Source organism: Candidatus Scalindua japonica (assembly GCF_002443295.1).
GTDB lineage: Bacteria > Planctomycetota > Brocadiia > Brocadiales > Scalinduaceae > Scalindua > Scalindua japonica.
In genome coordinates, this window is record NZ_BAOS01000020.1 from 36,339 (window position 1) to 53,940 (window position 17,602).

14 protein-coding genes are annotated in these 17,602 nt (G+C 37.2%); 4 read left to right on the forward strand and 10 right to left on the reverse strand.

Going from position 1 to position 17,602, the window contains the following annotated elements:
- Positions 1-231: 231 nt before the first annotated feature.
- From SCALIN_RS11580 to SCALIN_RS11595, 4 genes are all read right to left on the reverse strand, one after another.
- Complete coding sequence (locus SCALIN_RS11580) at positions 232-1,725, reverse strand: GumC family protein (protein WP_096894654.1); 1,494 nt, start codon at positions 1,723-1,725, stop codon at positions 232-234.
- Positions 1,726-1,793: 68 nt separating this feature from the next.
- Complete coding sequence (locus SCALIN_RS11585) at positions 1,794-2,516, reverse strand: polysaccharide biosynthesis/export family protein (RefSeq protein WP_162532282.1); 723 nt, start codon at positions 2,514-2,516, stop codon at positions 1,794-1,796.
- Between the two features lie 170 nt (positions 2,517-2,686).
- Complete coding sequence (locus tag SCALIN_RS11590) at positions 2,687-3,100, reverse strand: AAA-type ATPase lid domain-containing protein (protein ID WP_096894656.1); 414 nt, start codon at positions 3,098-3,100, stop codon at positions 2,687-2,689.
- Positions 3,101-3,105: 5 nt separating this feature from the next.
- Positions 3,106-4,215 carry a sigma 54-interacting transcriptional regulator gene (locus tag SCALIN_RS11595; RefSeq protein ID WP_096894657.1) on the reverse strand — a complete coding sequence of 370 codons (1,110 nt, stop codon included), beginning with the start codon at positions 4,213-4,215 and terminating at the stop codon, positions 3,106-3,108.
- Between the two features lie 965 nt (positions 4,216-5,180).
- On the opposite strand from SCALIN_RS11595, the gene SCALIN_RS11600 reads away from it, so the two are divergent.
- Positions 5,181-6,152 carry a peptidylprolyl isomerase gene (locus SCALIN_RS11600; protein ID WP_096894658.1) on the forward strand — a complete coding sequence of 324 codons (972 nt, stop codon included), beginning with the start codon at positions 5,181-5,183 and terminating at the stop codon, positions 6,150-6,152.
- A 147-nt stretch (positions 6,153-6,299) separates the two neighbouring features.
- Here SCALIN_RS11600 and tyrS read toward each other — a convergent pair whose 3' ends face one another.
- From tyrS to argC, 6 genes are all read right to left on the reverse strand, one after another.
- Positions 6,300-7,517 carry a tyrosine--tRNA ligase gene (tyrS, locus tag SCALIN_RS11605; RefSeq protein WP_096894659.1) on the reverse strand — a complete coding sequence of 406 codons (1,218 nt, stop codon included), beginning with the start codon at positions 7,515-7,517 and terminating at the stop codon, positions 6,300-6,302.
- On the reverse strand, positions 7,510-8,259 hold the full coding sequence (locus SCALIN_RS11610; protein ID WP_096894660.1) for a CPBP family intramembrane glutamic endopeptidase: 750 nt from the start codon (positions 8,257-8,259) through the stop codon (positions 7,510-7,512). Before SCALIN_RS11610 ends, tyrS begins: the two co-directional genes overlap by 8 nt.
- Before the next feature lie 95 nt (positions 8,260-8,354).
- Complete coding sequence (locus SCALIN_RS11615; protein WP_096894661.1) at positions 8,355-8,882, reverse strand: glycine cleavage system protein H; 528 nt, start codon at positions 8,880-8,882, stop codon at positions 8,355-8,357.
- 1 nt (position 8,883) lies between these two features.
- On the reverse strand, positions 8,884-9,447 hold the full coding sequence (gene thpR, locus SCALIN_RS11620; protein WP_096894662.1) for an RNA 2',3'-cyclic phosphodiesterase: 564 nt from the start codon (positions 9,445-9,447) through the stop codon (positions 8,884-8,886).
- 35 nt (positions 9,448-9,482) lie between these two features.
- Positions 9,483-10,802, reverse strand: a complete 1,320-nt coding sequence (gene gltX, locus SCALIN_RS11625) for a glutamate--tRNA ligase (RefSeq protein WP_096894663.1) — start codon at positions 10,800-10,802, stop codon at positions 9,483-9,485.
- Between the two features lie 11 nt (positions 10,803-10,813).
- Positions 10,814-11,833: an N-acetyl-gamma-glutamyl-phosphate reductase gene (gene argC, locus SCALIN_RS11630; protein WP_096894664.1), complete on the reverse strand. Its 1,020-nt coding sequence runs from the start codon at positions 11,831-11,833 to the stop codon at positions 10,814-10,816.
- 441 nt (positions 11,834-12,274) lie between these two features.
- Between argC and SCALIN_RS11635 the strand changes: the two genes are divergently transcribed.
- The 3 genes from SCALIN_RS11635 to SCALIN_RS11650 all read left to right on the forward strand — a co-directional run bounded on the left by SCALIN_RS11635 (position 12,275) and on the right by SCALIN_RS11650 (position 17,266).
- Complete coding sequence (locus SCALIN_RS11635) at positions 12,275-13,285, forward strand: tetratricopeptide repeat protein (protein WP_162532283.1); 1,011 nt, start codon at positions 12,275-12,277, stop codon at positions 13,283-13,285.
- 1,022 nt (positions 13,286-14,307) lie between these two features.
- Positions 14,308-15,594 carry a TolC family protein gene (locus tag SCALIN_RS11645; RefSeq protein WP_162532284.1) on the forward strand — a complete coding sequence of 429 codons (1,287 nt, stop codon included), beginning with the start codon at positions 14,308-14,310 and terminating at the stop codon, positions 15,592-15,594.
- 61 nt (positions 15,595-15,655) lie between these two features.
- Positions 15,656-17,266, forward strand: coding sequence for an efflux RND transporter periplasmic adaptor subunit (locus SCALIN_RS11650; RefSeq protein ID WP_096894668.1), 1,611 nt, complete (start codon positions 15,656-15,658; stop codon positions 17,264-17,266).
- Positions 17,267-17,602 lie beyond the last annotated feature (336 nt).

Below are 17,602 nucleotides of genomic sequence, written 5' to 3' on the forward strand. Positions count from 1 at the left end.
AGTCACTTGTACAGCAGGCCTCTGCATGGCCATTAGCTCTGGCTCAACGTTGGTATTCTGGTGGATGGCTACGCAGCGCAATGAATGTATGCACAGCTCCGCCATCTCAGTTACATCTTAACTGTTCTCCAGGACAAACGCTATTTAGATCCTTCCACTTACAAATGGATTTAAACATTTATCCTCTTTTGACGAATGAGCTTGCTATAATTTGCCCTCTTCGTGGTTTTTTTACTTTTTATAATTTATGGATGTTAATACAGGTAATCCTAATTGTTTCTCTACATTCTCAACCGTCTTTATTGTGTCGTCCAGGTATTCCCGTATGTAGGCAATACCAACACTACCAACAAGGCCCAAAAGCAAACCCATTGCAAGATTACGTTTTTTTTTAGATTCTATAGGAAAAGCGGGTAAGCTGGCTGGCTGGAGGATAAGTACGTTAGAGATTCTGCTTGAATCAAGTGCTACAGATATCATAGATTGTTGGTAGCTTTTACGATACTGACTATACTCCTCTTTTGCAATGTCAACTTCTCGCTGCAAAGTCAATAAAACCGCTTCGTAATTACTTAATTTTTTCAAATTATTTTTTCTCTTTTCCAGAGACTTTTTCAAGAATTGTTTGTTTAAAAGCAATGCCTGGAGCTTTGCCTGTTCCTGTTCCAATTCAAGCTGTATAGCCTGGTAATTGGCATCAATGCCGGTGGTTAGTTCAGTATTAGTCTCCTGCTCTTTTAAGAGTTCGGCCTCTACAAAACTGATTTGTGAACGCAGTTCTACCAGTATCCTGGAATCATCTAAATACCTGTTGCCAAGTTCGACCTCCCTGAATTTAAGGTCAATGAGGCGCTGCTTCAATGAATCTGCCACAGGGTTCGACTTGCCAGTTACTTTGCTTAGTTCTGTGACCTCTGTACGTTCATCCAGGCTTTTTTCAAGCATGGCAATCCTTCCTTGTGAGGATATTATAAGGCCATCGGTCTCTTCTATATTCTGCTCCAGCCCACTAATCCTGGCTATACCTTCTTCTTTTTGCACTTCAATCGAGACAATTCCCTGTTTATCACAGTATTGTCTTAATTGTTTCTCTTTTTCTATCAATAAAGATTTGAACTTGTCAGACTGCTTTCGAAAGAATTTGGGCTGCGCCTCAGCTTTATGTATATCAATATGCCTATCGATATAAACGTCTATCAAATTCTCAAGCACGTCCCTGGCAATACGAGGGTCATGTGACTTGAAACTAATGGTAACAATCTGCTGTTTACCCTTTTCTGGAATGACCGAAAGATTTTCCAGTACCAGCCGCTCTGCCAGTTGGTCTCTCTGCTCCTGAGAATCTAAATCATCGCGCAAGACCGGAAGAATCGCTTCCTGCCCGACTAACTCAATAACACGTCCTAGAACATACCCGCTGGTAAGGATCGATATCTCGGCGTTTAAACCTCCTTCTTTAGCAAAAACTAAATTAGGCGCAAGCGCCGATTCATCCCACGATATATTTTCTCTGCCAGGCTTGATCAATATTTGTGCTTGAGATTCATAAATATCAGTTTCGATTGACAATACAATTAAAGTAGCAGTTACACTGGTTAATAAAAATACCAACAAAACTTTCCATTTATTTCGAAAGATAACAAAAAGGAAATTACGCAACACAAGCGAATTATCTTTTCCCCCGGTTTCTACCAACTCTAAATCTGCATGTTCTTCCAGTTGCATAATAGTTACCTTTTCTTTTAAGAAACTACTTTTTGTGATTTCATTGTTACGTTCATTTTCACTGTTGATTATCTGAAAGACCCCCCACTATTGGGCCTAAACCCTATAGTATTGGTACTTTTTAGCTTTTGAGTAGTGTTTGTTGCAGTAAACGATGGGGGCATTAATCCCGTAATGTATTGTGCTACAAAGTCATTCAGCTTGACAATCATTTTACGTGGTACAAATAACATATCGTTGGGGCCCAGAAAGTATGGATCACTTTCAGGTTTATAAAAAGCGTTTTCTAGATCAAGCAGTGACGCATAACGCTTTTCACCAATGTTTTGTATAAGCACGACATTTTTAGGTGCCGCTGTAGTCGTATCAAAACCACCTGCTATCATAATCGCCTCAAGGGCTGTCATATTACCATTAATAGGCAAAACACCTGGAGTTTTAACCGCACCGCCAATATAGACGCGCTGATCAGCCTGGGAACGAACTATCACAGTAAGAACGGGATCTTTTAAATGTTTCTCATAGAGTTTTGTAAGATGTTCGTCCAGCTTTTCAGGTGTAAGACCCGCTACCTGCACTTCATCTATCAACTGAAGCGAAATATTACCATCGTGCCTAACAGTCTGGATTTCATTTAATTCAGGCCAAAAGCGGTACTTTACTTCTATAACGTCACCCGGTCCGAGTGTAATCGTGGGACGTTCCAGTGGATGCAACGGGAACTCTGTATGCTCTAATTTCGGAATAGTATTCACTCCTAAGCATGAAGCAGTCATTAAACAGATAAGCATAAGACATACTATACTCTTAGCCGCAGATTTGTATTTATGTACTTTCCCTTGAAAATTTCTATTCATAAATATAACGCTTTCCATTAGTTACACAAGTTATTTAATAAAAAACTTTTTACTACCAATTTTCCGGAAGCTATTCTTCGATAGAGATAAACTTGTAGAGTATGTCAGCACAACATATGTCTCAAAATATTAAAATTTTCTATCTTATTATTGAGACTCGCACGGCTAATACCGAGCTTTCTGGAAGCTATGGTTTTATTCCAATTTGCATTTTTAAGCTCATTCTCGATTACTTTCCTTTCAACTGTTCTTAAGATGTTTTTGACGGAGCTACGAGTTGATTTCCTTCTCTCATGTTTTACTGAAAAAGCATTACTCTTCATATGTGGAGGAAGAAGCGTTGCTTCGATTTTATTATTTATACCAGATAGAATGATTAAACGTTCGACCTGATTTTTAAGTTCTCGAATATTACCCGGCCAATTATACGCTTCAAACAATTTTATTACCTCCTCGTCTACCTCCTTTTTTGCCGTATTACAGGTATCCGCATTAGTCTCTAAAAAGTGATATAACAATGGTATTATATCGTCCTTCCTCTCTCTGAGAGGAGGCAAAGTAATTGGAATAGCATTAATTCTATAGAAAAGGTCTTTTCGAAATAATTTTTTTTAACCTGTTCGTGTAATTTTTTGTTTGTTGCAGCTATAATCCTGACATCGACCCTTTGTAATTCAGTGCCTCCTACCTGGTAATACGTGCCATTTTCCAATATGCGCAAGAGGTTTGACTGGTTTTCTATACTCATATCTCCAATTTCATCGAGGAATAAAGTTCCCCCATCTGCAATTCGAAACAGACCTTTCTTATCTGATATGGCGCCTGTAAATGCACCCTTTACGTGCCCAAACAACTCTGAACTCAAAAGTGCATTATTAAATACTGAACAATTTTGAATAATAAATACTTTGTCCTTGCGGGGGCTATTATAATGTATGGCCGCTGCCAGCAGATCCTTGCCAGTTCCAGTCTCTCCTTCAATCAAAACTGTCGTTTCAGACCTCTCTAAAGTTCCCACTAAATCAAAAACCCTGGTCATTGCAGTGCTTTTGAAAATTATATTCTCATACTTTTCAAGATAGTGATTTTCCCGCAATTTTTCATTACTCTTATCTAACAGCAATATCTCATTTTGTATTTTAAAATTAACTTTGACAACTTCAACAATTAGTTTTAAAAAACTCTTTACATACTCTTCTGCAGAACCATTTAGAGGGACAATACTATCATAATTCCGATTAATTATTGTATCGTCAATCCCGAAGCTTTTTAATTTTATATAAATATTTTTATCAAGATTTTTTTTCTTAGACAATTTCAAGCCAGAAACAATTATAGTACCTACAAATTCCTCATCAACCATGATTGGGAAAATTATTGCATCTAAATCATTATAGCATTTCATAGAGAAACACCCATTGTGTGTGTCAACTTCCTTGAGACATGTACTATAAAATTGACGGCAACTTTCTGCACTTTCATTACATGAATGCATTAAATTACAAAAAGAATTTCTCATATGTCTTTTTTCGGATATGCAATTGTTATCTTTATCATAAAACAGTGTTACCATTCCCCACCTTTTATAGCCGATATAACAAATTGTTTCGATCACATGAGATTCTAATATCATATTCCAGTCACCATATATTTTTATTTACTGTAAGAAACATAACACTAAAGTTTGCGTACAATAATACAAACCGTTTGCTTTTGTCAACAAAAAAAATTTAAAAAGAGATTTCAGTTCATTCATTAGTGTACTTATCGACAACATTTAAGAAAAAAACAGCTAAAAATCTTGCACTCAAAGTGCATAGTTTCTCTTTAGAACATTAAAAAACAATAAAAAAAGAGAGAATCAGAGCTTTCTTTAGGGGTGCCATACCTTTTGAATCAGCGAAACTAACCCCAATTGTGGCATAAACGCGGAGAGGACCCCCTCTGTTTTCATACTCTGAAAATGATAGACAAGTAGGGTGCATTCCATGCACCGCTAACAACGTTGGATATGGCAATGGTGTTATATTTTAAACAAATACTTGATTATGCTGACATGTTTCTGGTGCGTAAAACGCACCCTACGATTTTCGTTTCCGGATGTAGAATGTTTTTGGTGGGCCCACCCTACAGCGACTTCCTTATAGTCGTTTTCATATTGTTCGTTAAAAATTACACGTTTTACCTTCCCTATTTATACCTTTTCCACGGACAAATTTATCATACACAAAAAAACAAAAAAAGAATTATAAGGAAACAGGAAGCCAGGAGATTGTTAACAACTTTAACGGAATTCTATTAGCAGCATAGCAATAATTGCTAACGCAAATGTTAAAATACAGCGTCATCCGGTCAGGTTTTCATACTCTGAAAATGATAGATGACAGATTACCTGAGGAATTGTATACTAGTATACTTTAGAGCAGACGAATAAACTCCATTCCAGAGAAGGATGTAGCCACATGCAATGCCACATATGGCACTGACAAACTATTAATATACTATAAACAGTATGCATGTTTTATGCGAGCCGTGTTTATGCGCAGGCTCTATATTTTATTAAAAATCTACAACAAACAACGCAGGAGGAGATAACTCTTGAAGATTCTGAAATTAAGTCTGGCATTTTTTGTTGTACAACTATTTTATCTGTATCAAATAAACGCTGAAAATTTAAACGCTGTACGTGTCATAGTAAATGGCGAGATAATAACAGAATTTGATATCAATAAACGAGCTTATGAAGCATTCAGTATTGCCGGACAAACATACTCGAAGTCAGAACTGGAGTCGAAGAAAACTGAGATAGTCCAGAATGCTATTGATGAATTAATTGACAGGAAAATACTTGTACAGGAAGCGAAGAAGCTTCTGGCCGAAAAACCTGAACTTTCAGAGAAGGTTGAAAAAAACGTTGATTCATTTGTCAAAGGCGCTGTTGACCAGGTAGGTTCTCTCTACAAATTTTATGAACTTGCTAATAAACAGGGAATTAACCCTCTCCAGAAAAGAGCAGAACTAAAGAACGATCTATTAATAGAAGAAATCATGCGTGAGAATGTTTATAGTAAAATAATTGTTACGCCAAAGAAAATTAAAAACTATTACCGGGACCATGTTGATGAATTTTCAATGAAAGGCAGTATGAGTTTCAGGCATATATTACTGAAATTTTCCAGCTATAATTCTAAAGAAGAGGGAAAAACTGCTGCTGACAATCTATTAAACAGATTGAAGAGTGGTGAGGATTTTGAGACTCTGGCAAAAAAACATTCACGCGGACCGCATGCAGACAGAGGTGGCTTGTGGAGTCTTGATGAGGCAAGCGGCTTCAGAAAAGATCTGGTTGCCGCCATTTCTCATTTAAAAGAAGGTGAAATAAGCCCGGTAATAAAATCCTCGTTAGGTTACCACATCTTTAAGATAGAAGAGGTTATTGCGGCTCAAACATTGTCCTTCACGAAGGTACAGGATGAAATCCGCAATACACTTTTTCGAGAAGAATTTATTAAGAAGAAAAAAGCGTATTTAAAGAAATTGAGAAAAAGAGTGGTAATACAAAGATATTAGACACTAATTTCCTGCCCGAAAGGCAGGTCAGGCGGGCACGGATTTACACTTATTAATTTTGGTTTAACACGGAACACTAATTATTTATACGCCCTCCTGCCGGACTGACAGGAATGTGCACTAAATGAAAATGTTTGACAACCTGGCTTATCCGGTCTGTGTTATGACTATTTTCGCAAATCGTCGTTTTCCTACTTTTAATATCATACCGTCTTGTAAACTTACTTCCTGTGCCGGGTCTGTATACTTTTTATCATCAATGCTGACCCCCCCCTGAGTAATCAATCTTCTCGCTTCTCCGTTAGTAGACGCGAAACCATGATCCACCAGTAATTTCACTATCCAGATTTTGTGATTATTGCTTTCATTTGATAGGAGCGTTATCTGTGGAATATCATCCGGAATTTTATGTTCTTTAAAAATCCTGTCAAATTCACCTGCAACCTTCTCTGCCACCTCGTTATCGTAATACCGGCTAACAATCGCTTTTCCCAGGACTGTCTTTGCCTGGCGAGGATGCTCTTTCAGCGTGTTATCGATTGCCTCCATAGTCATGTCTGTTGCCAGCTCAAAATACTTACGCATAAGTTCATCGCTTATTTTCATTGTTTTACCAAAGATCTCTTTCGGATCTTCATATATACCGATATAATTACCCAGGCTTTTACTCATCTTCTTATTCCCGTCAATTCCCTCCAGTAAGGGGGTAGTAAGTGCGCTTTGCGGCTGCATATTTGCGTCTCTTTGAAGGTCACGGCCCACAAGCAGACTGAATATCTGATCTGTACCACCGATTTCTACGTCGCTTTTCACCATTATTGAATCGTATCCCTGCATTAACGGATAAATAAATTCGTGAAGGCTGATAGGGACCCCCGAAGAATATCTCTTTGAAAAATCATCTCTCTCCATCATTCTGGCAACCGTCATCTTTGAGGCAAGAGTGATTACATCAGTAAATTGCATCTCTTTAAACCATTCGCTGTTGTAACGGATTTCTGTTTTTTCAATATCCAGTATCTTTCCAATCTGATCCAGATATGTTTTCGTGTTATTGGCTATGTCTTCATGGGTAAGTTGGGGCCGGGTTTTATTTACTCCGGATGGATCACCAACAATTGCCGTATAATCCCCAATGATCAGTACTGCCGTATGACCAAGCTCCTGGAAATTACGCAGTTTATGGATTGGGACCGCGTTTCCAATATGTATGTCCGGTGCGGTGGGGTCGAGTCCCAGTTTAACCCGCAATGGAGTTTGTGTCTCTTGTGATTTTGTAAGTTTTTCAATTACCTCTTCCTCACGGACAATTTCTATAACTCCTCGTTTAATAATTTCAAGTTGTTCTTCAACGCTCTTAAACATGACTTTTCAAAAAATATTTAAAAGAAATTAAAAAAACCAATGTAGTAGTATTATGACAAACATGAACGGTTATTGAGGCTACTAACGTCCCGGTTTTTTCATATAAATACGCTAACAAAAGTCCTAAAATAAATATTTGTAAAAATACATGGGCATTCCAATGTATTAATGCAAACACAAATCCACTGATAAAGATAGTTTGCCTCTTGTCGTAAATAATCCTTACGGCAGATTGCATGAATCCTCTAAAAAGAATTTCCTCTACAATCGGTGCGGCGAACATCCCAAAGAAAACCATGAAAGCAAGGACCCCGGAAGAGTCCTCTCTGAGAAGATTATTAATAATATTTTGCTGCTCAGGGTCTATACCAAACGCTCTCAAGACAAAATCTACTATAAAGCCAGATGCAAGTATAACAGGAAGAATGATCAGGTAATGTTTCAGGCCGGTTTTAACATCACTTTTCCAGTCACGAATAGTTAAGCCCAATGATACTACAGGCAAACCATATCCTGTTCGGACAATATTAAAAATATAAAGGCAGGTTAAAATATTTACTACCAGCGACAAACTGAGAAAAACCGTATTCTGTCCAAATCTCTCTACTAAATCTAATCCGGAAATTTGCTTTACTATATATAAAAAAACAGGGATCCCCGCAAACATCATAAGTAAATAAAACAGGAAAACCTTAAATATATCCCTTAAACTCCAATGTTTATCACCACGTGAAAGTTCCAATTCAAAAGCGCTTAGAATGCTTACCCGCCTGCCGGTCTGTTTTGACAGGAAATAAAAAAATAAAAAATCTGCTTTTCATCACAACTCTAATCTGGTTACCGTTTCTTGCTTTTAGCCGCTGCCTTCTTCTTTGTTGTTACCTTTTCTACTGTCTTTTTTACCGTCTTCTTCTCCGCCTTTTTCTCTTCTTCTTTTTTTGCCTCTACTTTTTTCTTCTTTTTTCCTGCTTCTTTTACCTGTTTCTTAATATTTTTTATGTAATCCTCATATTCATCTTCATCCATCAGGGAATCAAGGTTATCATCTTCAGCCAACCGGACCTTAATGAACCAGCCATCTCCATAGGGATCTTTCTGCAAAGTTTTTAAACTGGTAGACAAATCGGTGTTTACCTTCACAATTTCACCACTTAGTGGCGCTATTAAGTCATGCAGGGTATTTATGGATTCGATTTCACCATATGAAATACCATAAATAACTTCTTCTCCGACTTTTGGCAGACAAAGGTCTATGAGATCTCCCAGCGCGTCAGTAAGATAATCAGTTATTCCAATTGTTACTACTTTCCTTTTTAACTCAATCCAGTTATGTTCCGGAGCATATTTAATTTTTGCTTTTTTCATTTTAGTTTAATATAAAATTGTTTAATCTCGTATAAATTGGCCCTCTTGGGGTTAACTTACTTTGTATTAACGACAGAGATGTGACTTTTTCAAGGCCGAAGAAACAATCTGTTCCGGAGCACAACGCATTTTTGAGTTTGGAAATCTTTCTCTGTGATTTGACTCTGCCGAGTGTAATATGTCCAACGTATTTTCCTGATTCCTTTCTTATACCAAGCCGCTCAACTCCTTTGTCGAGTTTCTCATGGATTCTGCGAAGATCATTGCCTCGCTCCTGCACATAGACATAAACCACTCGCGGGTTCTTAAGACCTGGAAATGCCCCAATATTCCCAATGCTTATACTGAATGGCCTTACGCCGGAAGCAGCATCATTAATAATCTGATTCAAGTTTGTAAGCACCTCCTCATCTATATTTCCAATAAATTTCAGAGTCAAGTGGATATTCTCAGGAGCAACCCACCTGACATCAGCGCCTGTCCTCTTTAACTTGCTCAAGTATTCAGATAGTTTGTTCTTTATATCACTATCAATTTCTATTGCGATAAATACTCTAATAGTCATGTAAATTTTACTATCGTTTTCCGGAAAATCCAGTATTAGTCTGATAAAAAAGTATTTATTGCGTATTCCAGTCTCTTCAGGGTCTTTTCTTTACCTAAAAGTTCTAAACTTTCAAAAATTCCCGCGCTGGCACTTTTTCCTATAAGAGCAACTCTTATTGGTTGGGCCAATTTACCAAACCCAATATTATGTTCAGTTGTTATCGACCGCAAACAATTTTCTAATTCCTCAATTGACGAGAAGTCTCTGATTTCCTTCAGTTTCCTGTAAGCATCTTCTACTAAAGACAAATTACCCTTTTTCAGATGCTTTCGTACTGCCGCGTCTTCATACTCAATTTCATCAGAAAAAAACGGTGCAGCTAATGTTACAAACTCCGGTAGCGTTCTAAACCTCTCTTTATATAACTCTACGAGCTTATGCAACCATTCAGCTGACACTACATCATTATCTAAATTTGCATCTTTTATATATGGTTGTAATTCACTGACAAGTTTGCCAACCGGCAGATTTTGAATATATTTGCTGTTCATCCAGTCAAGCTTTGCAAAATCGAAACGTGAACTGGTTTTATTAACTCGTTTCAGAGTAAACTTCTCTATCATCTCCTGCCTGGTTAAAAGTTCCTGATCATGCCCTGGCGACCAACCAAGCAGCGCTATAAAATTAACCAGAGCATCAGGCAAATAACCTTTCACGCGATAATCCGTTACAGATGTCGCTCCGTGGCGCTTACTCATGCGGGAGCCATCTTCTCCAAGAATCATTGGAATATGAGCAAACTCTGGCAAGTTAAAACCCAATGCTTTGTAAAGAGCAACCTGCCTTGGCGTATTGGAGAGATGATCATCTCCACGTATAATGTGTGTAATTCCCATTACCCCGTCATCAACAACACACGCAAAGTTATATGCAGGGAAGCCGTCTGCTTTCTGTATAATAAAATCTTCAATAAGGGAAGTGTCTGAATGAATATTTCCATGAACCATATCATCAAAACTGGTCTGCTCCCCCGTAATTTTAAAACGTACAGCCCTCCCTTTCTCCGGATCGTCTACATGATACGCTTTGTCCTCCTGCAATAATTTTTCTACGTATTCATTGTATATCTCAAGCCTGTCGCTCTGATGATACGGACCTTCATCCCAATCTAAGCCAAGCCATGTCATACTATCCAGAATTGCCTGAGTTGCCTCTTCGGTAGAACGCTGCCTGTCGGTATCTTCAATCCTCAATACCATTTTCCCGTTATTGTGTCTGGCAAAAAGCCAGTTATAGAGAGCTGTCCTCGCGCCTCCAATATGCAGAAAACCTGTGGGGCTGGGTGGAAATCTTACTTTAACATTTGAATCCATTAATTTTACCTCTAATACAAAAGTCCCAATGTCTCTTCAAAACCGTACATAATATTCATATTTTGAACGGCCTGCCCGGCCGCCCCTTTTATTAAGTTATCTATTGTAGACAATATTATAACACGTTCGTCAACTACCCTGATTGCTATCTCACAAAAATTTGTCCCAACAACGTCTTTCGTTCCTGGAAGTTTGTCATCTTTTTTGACCCTGACAAAAGGTTCTTTTGAATAATAATCATTATATATAGCTATAATCTCTTTACCAGAGCTTTTCTTTCTGGTTTTTACATATGTTGTACACAGAATGCCCCTGTTCATTGGGATTAAATGCGGAGTAAAGTAAACGTTTGTATCTGATTTCCCAATCAGGGAAAGTATGTTTTTAATCTCAGGCGTATGGCGATGTACACCCACATTATAAGCCTCAATATTTTCATTGCGCTCACAATATTGAGTCCCCTCTTTAGGTTCACGCCCGCTACCGGAAATTCCGGATTTAGCATCAATGATTATATCATCTGTCTGAATGTAACCATTTGAGATCAATGGAGCTAAGCCAATTATCGCAGAAGTGGGATAACATCCGGGGTTTGCAACCAAATCTGCCTTCTTAATCTTTTCCCTGAATATCTCAGGAAGGCCGTAGGTCGCATTGTCCAGATTCGATGGATCAGTATGTTTAGCCTTGTACCATTTTTCGTAAATAGATTTATCCTGAAATCGGTAATCTGCACTCAGATCAACTACTCTTATTCCCGCATTCAGAAGCGCGGGAACATACTGCATAGCGATAACCGGAGGAAGGGTAACAAAAGCCATATCTACGCCTATTGGTACATCATCCTTGTCCATCCGAGAACAGTGCATATCAAGTCTGTTTGTTAAAACGGGAAAAATATCAGAAATCTTGAATCCACCTTCTCTTCTGATACCAAGATACGATAGGTCGATCTCAGGATGACGCAATAAAATCTTTATTAACTCCAGGCTTGTGTAAGCTGTCGCCCCGATAATACCAGCTTTGATCAATAATTATCTCCGTATTTCAAGGCAATAAGACTCATACGCTTGAAAAAATTCAATGTTATAACACTTCGGCTCAACTCAATGTGATGTCATCCTGAGCCCCCGCCTGTACCGGATCGGACTGGGAGTAAAAGGATTGTCTCTTGTCGCGTAGCAACCTAACTTGTTAAAATACAATTACTTTTGGATAATAACAACCCTTTCCAAAAACGTCAAATCCAAAATTTACCGTTATCAATTAAGTGAAAAGAAGTACCGTTTTTAATAGTGTCAAGGAGAAACGAGCCAGAGAAAAGGCAACACATAAATTACTACAGAAATAGAAAGTATGGTAATAACATTTCAATATAAATGAGGTATAAAGTTTGTGCCTTGACACTCAATTATTTGTTTGGTAGATTAAAAGATGTTATTCATTTAAACAATTTTTCAGGTAATACTAAAATGAAAAAATTTCTCTTTTTACCAATACTATTTATGGCTTTTTTCATGATGTTTTTTGTAACATCATCGCAGGGTGCCGACAATTTTAAGGAATTTTATAATAAAGGTATTGAATTTTATAAACAGGGCAAATACGATCAAGCAGGAAAAGAATTTAATAAAGCAATAGAATTAAAACCTAATGATGTTTACGCCCTTTATGGATTGGGGAACACATATTATTGTAAGGCAAAGTATGATGATGCTGTCAAAGTTTACACTAAGGCAATCAATATAAATCCTGATTATGCCAAGGTGCACTATTCACTGTCTCTTGCCTATAGTAAATTGGGAATGACACGTGAAGCGGAAAAGCAGAAGACAATGTTCAGAAAATTGTCTCAAGGAGGAAAAAGTGGCGGTTCATCATCGCATACGAAAGCATCACACACCAGTTCTCACGCAAAAGTTGAACACACCCCAAAAAAATCCTTATCTCATGCTCCAAAAAAATCTTTGCATGAAACGAAACGAACAGACACGCATGCGGCAAGTGGACACCAGGCGAAAACACAAGACACACATGCGGCAAGTGGACACCAGGCAAAAACACAAGACACACATGCGGCAAGTGGACACCAGGCAAAAACACAAGACACACATGCGGCAAGTGGACACCAGGCAAAAACACAAGACACACATGCGGCAAGTGGACACCAGGCGAAAACACAAGACACACATGCGGCAAATAAGCATGATGGTAGAGGAAGTTCAAACTCAATCTTCAAAGGTTATTCAGGGGAAACACATGAAGCAGATAAACGTGTTTTTAAGAATAAAAGTCGTGGAACATATAGTTTTTCGAAAAAACCCTATAGTCGCGTTAAATATTTTATTCAGGATAAATGGTTTGCGTCCGGCATAAATAAAATATGGATTTGCACTGCCGGCTATCTTTTTGGAATTCAGATATGGCTTTGCGTGGTAGCGTTCTTTTGCCTGGTATTGTGGAGAATCCGAGAGAAGGCATGATTTCCTTCTTTGTCCTCACAGGCTCATTTCTTTACATCAGAAACACCATCTTCAACTCCCAGCCTTAATGATATCAGGCAGGCAACAAAGTTAAACGTCAAAATTGAAAGCGAAAACGACCAGAATTGATTAATCAGTTTAAGCCGTAAAATCGTTTTTTTCAGATACTTTTAACTTTTTATGAATACATAAAAACTATTAATAGAAAAGGTGCGGATAAATACCTGCGGGGAATAACAATACCTCTTGTCTCCTCAGAAGCTTCTCAGGTTACATCAGATGTCAAATCTTTATACTGAAATTTCGGATGTTGTTAGTATTTAGATTATTTTAATTGACAAAATTCTTCCTTTTGTTATTTTCAATTAACACATGTTTTTATTTTAGATAACGGTAACCCATTAAATATGTTAAGAAAAACAATCAAGAACAGATGCTATATGACCCTGATATTGTTCGCATTTTGTTTATCAAGCGCGACTTTAGGCAGTTCTCTGTTATTTGGGTCTGATGCACATTTTCATCAAGATAACGTGCATGTTCATCACACTGATAAGGATCATGGTCTTGGAGGTTCGGACCATAAGGATGCAGATACAATCTTGTACCTTGACTATGTAACGGTGAATTCTTCTAATCATGTTAACATATTTTCCAGTCTCAATTCTTATCTTTATTCTCATGATCTTCCAGATTACTGTTTTAATTTGTCTAACAATCTTTCAGAAATTCTGCATTATTTAAACAAGTGTAGTTTCTGCACTCATGATCTGTATCAACTCAAATCAGCATATCTGATTTAAACAATTCATTCTGTCATTCTCTGTTTTTTAGCAATCCATTCTTACACGATCCATTTGATTAATGGTATCTGTACGTTCATTCTTACTCTGGACTAAAATGTTTTGCAGTGCAGAGGTTATGTCAATTTGTAATGAAAAGCACAGATTGAGGCGGCAAGTCAACACTATACAAACAGCTTGTATACACACTTTTTTTATTATTAACAAGAGGTAATGACAATGCAGAAAATATTACGTTTATCCATACTTATGCTCGGAGTCTCTTATTGCGCGATATGTTCCGATAAGGCCCTGCTGCAGTCTCACGCACAGGAATCAAATAAAGAAATTGAATATTTTACACTGGAAGAAGCGGTAGATATTGCCATTAATAATAATCCCTTAATAAAGTCAAAAAAACATAACATAGGTTCTTATGAAGGAAGAATAAAGCAGGCAGGACTGCTGCCAAACCCGGAGATAGAATTCTACACACAGGAAACACCAACTAATAATATAGGTTTTGATCAGAGCCAGAACTCTGTTGCCTTATTCCAGAAGCTGGAGACAGGGGGAAAGAGGAAATTGAGAGTTAAAGCAGCCAAAAAAGAAAAGAAGGTAATGGAAATGGATCTTCAGGCTACAATAACTGATACTAGAGCAAAGGTTAAGAAGTCATTCTTTAACGTTCTTACGGCACAGGATGAATTAAAGTTTGCAGAAGAGACCTTAGAGATTGCTAAGAGTCTGATGTCTATTTCAAGCCAAAGATTTAAAATTGGAGATATTGCCAGGATTGAGGTTCTCAAAGCAGAAATAGAATTGTCCAATGCTAAAATGAGAGTGCAAGATGCTGAAAGAAAACATCTTAATTCAGTAAAGATGTTGCAGACTGTCATGGGTGTACCAGACATTGGTATGAATAATCTGTTTCCTATTTCAACTGATGATACACCGTCACTAAATCTGGATACACTAAATGATTTACTTTTAGAAAACCATCCCGCACTGAAGGCGAGGGAGAGGGTTGTAGATCTCTCACAAATAAATATTTCCGAGGCAAAGAGAATGGCAATCCCTGATATTAATGCAACTGTTGGATATAAAAGGCTCTCTTCAACAGATATCAATACTGTTCAGGCGGGAATAGAGTTTCCTTTACCAATTTTCAACAGAAATCAGGGTAAGATTATTGAAGCCAGGGCATTATCTCACAAGGCAAAAGACGATTTAGAGATTGTTAGAAATCAATTACTACTTCAATTGAGCAATGCATTTTCTTTATATATTTCAACTCGTGAACAAGCTCGTTTCTTCGTCGATACCATAATACCACAGGCAGAAGAATCCTTAAAGCTAGCCAGACAAGGATATGAGCATGGTGAATTCGATTATCTTCAGGTGCTGGATGCACAAAGAACATTGGCAATCACAAAAGTTTCATATTTGAAGATTTTAAACGAACTCTTTTCTTCAATAACTGAAATAGAAAAGCTTGTTGGAGTAAAGATATCTGATATTAAATAATTTATTATTTACCACTGAAAATCACTATAAAATTAAAAACATTTTTCACGAGGATATTTACATGATTATAACCTCTATTTATTATCCGCTTTTTAGAGCTAAGTATTTGTGTGTTCGTAAGGAAATTTTTAACCATTTAAAATCACTTACCATGGACAAAGCAATTATTTCATTCCTCATCATTACAACCTTATTATTCAGTTGCAATAATGATGTCCATAATCACGTTAATACCGAACACGGAAATGAAACACATACAAGTGTTGAGATTGAACCACTTGCTTACACTCTCTACACAGATAAAACGGAACTATTTGTAGAGTTTAAACCTTTGATTGTAGGAAAAATTTCGAAGTTCGCTGCCCACTTTACCCAATTAGGCGAAAACTTCAAAGCAGTTACAGAAGGTACAGTAACCGTTAGCCTGATCGGAAATAAAAAACAATCACCTGATAGAGCTGAAAAACCATCATCTCCAGGCATATTTCGATTGGCTTTGAATCCAGAAAATTCTGGCACGTGTCAGTTGGTCTTTGACATTCAGACTAAAGAATTTACTGACAAAATCACAATCCAAAGCGTTACTGTTTACCCTGATACAAAAACTGCATTGGCAAATCGGCAAGAACAAACAATCGAAGAAGAATTGGTTTATTTAAAAGAACAGGCATGGAAGGTTGATTTTGCCAATAGGGAAGTTAAAAGACAACCATTTACTGAAATTATCAAGACAACCGGACAAATCTTATCAACATATGAAGACGAGGTAATTATAACAGCAAAAAGCAGTGGTATCATATCGTTTGGAAAAAATAAAAAACTGATTGGTTCTTCTGTAGATTCCGGCGAGACCCTATTTATAATTTCAGGATCCGGTTTAACAGAAGACAATTTAGATGCTAAATACAAGGACGCAAAAAACAACTATGAAAAAATCAAAATAGATTTTGAAAGAGCCAAAGGTTTGGTAAAAAACAATATCATTTCACAAAAACAGTTTCAGGAAACACAACTCCGACTCAAAAATGCTCAAACGACTTTTAACACTATTGAGAAAAACTATACTGCTGGTGGACACAAAATCACGTCACCAATACACGGGTTTATAAAAAGTGTGATGACAAGAGAAGGAGAGTATGTTGAAATCGGACAGTCAGTCGCCAGTATTTCCCAAAACCGCAAGCTCATCTTAAAAGCCGAAGTGCCTCAAAAGTATTTCTCAAAACTAAATAACATTTCATCAGCAAATTTTGTCACCACTTACGACAGTAAAATATACAGCACCGACAGCTTAAATGGAAAACTCATTTCCTATGGAAAAAGCACCAACAACAACGCTTATTATATTCCGGTAAATTTTGAGATTAACAATAATGGAGAAATTATTCCCGGCTCTTTTGTAGAAGTTTTATTAAAAACAAATGTGATTAAAGAAGCGTTAGTAATACCATACTCAGCGCTTATAGAAGAACAGGGCAATTATTTTGCTTATGTGCAAACATCAGGCGAAGGATTCCAAAAACGTGAATTAGAAATCGGCGCCAATGATGGCATGAGTGTCCAGATATTAGAAGGCATAAACGAAGGTGAAAGAGTTGTCATTAAAGGAGGATACCAAATAAAGTTAGCAACAATGTCAGGAAAAATACCTGCTCATGGACACGAACACTAATTGAAATTTTGGATGTTGAATTTTGAATTATGAATGGTAAAGGGGACTTATAAAATGAAAAAGGGAAATATAGTTTTTAATAAATCATTTGATTTTGCTTTACAAATCACTGCAATTGTTAAAACATCGCAATCGAAAGCGTAAACTTTAATGAAATGTGAAATGTTCTAAAACAAAAATAATCCAAAATTTAAAATTTCTACCATGTTAAATAAAATTATACAATACGCCTTACATAATCGCCTAATGATTGTTGTTGCATCAGCGCTGCTTTTGATAGCAGGTATCTACACGGCTTCTAAAATGGAAGTTGATGTATTTCCTGACCTTACTGCA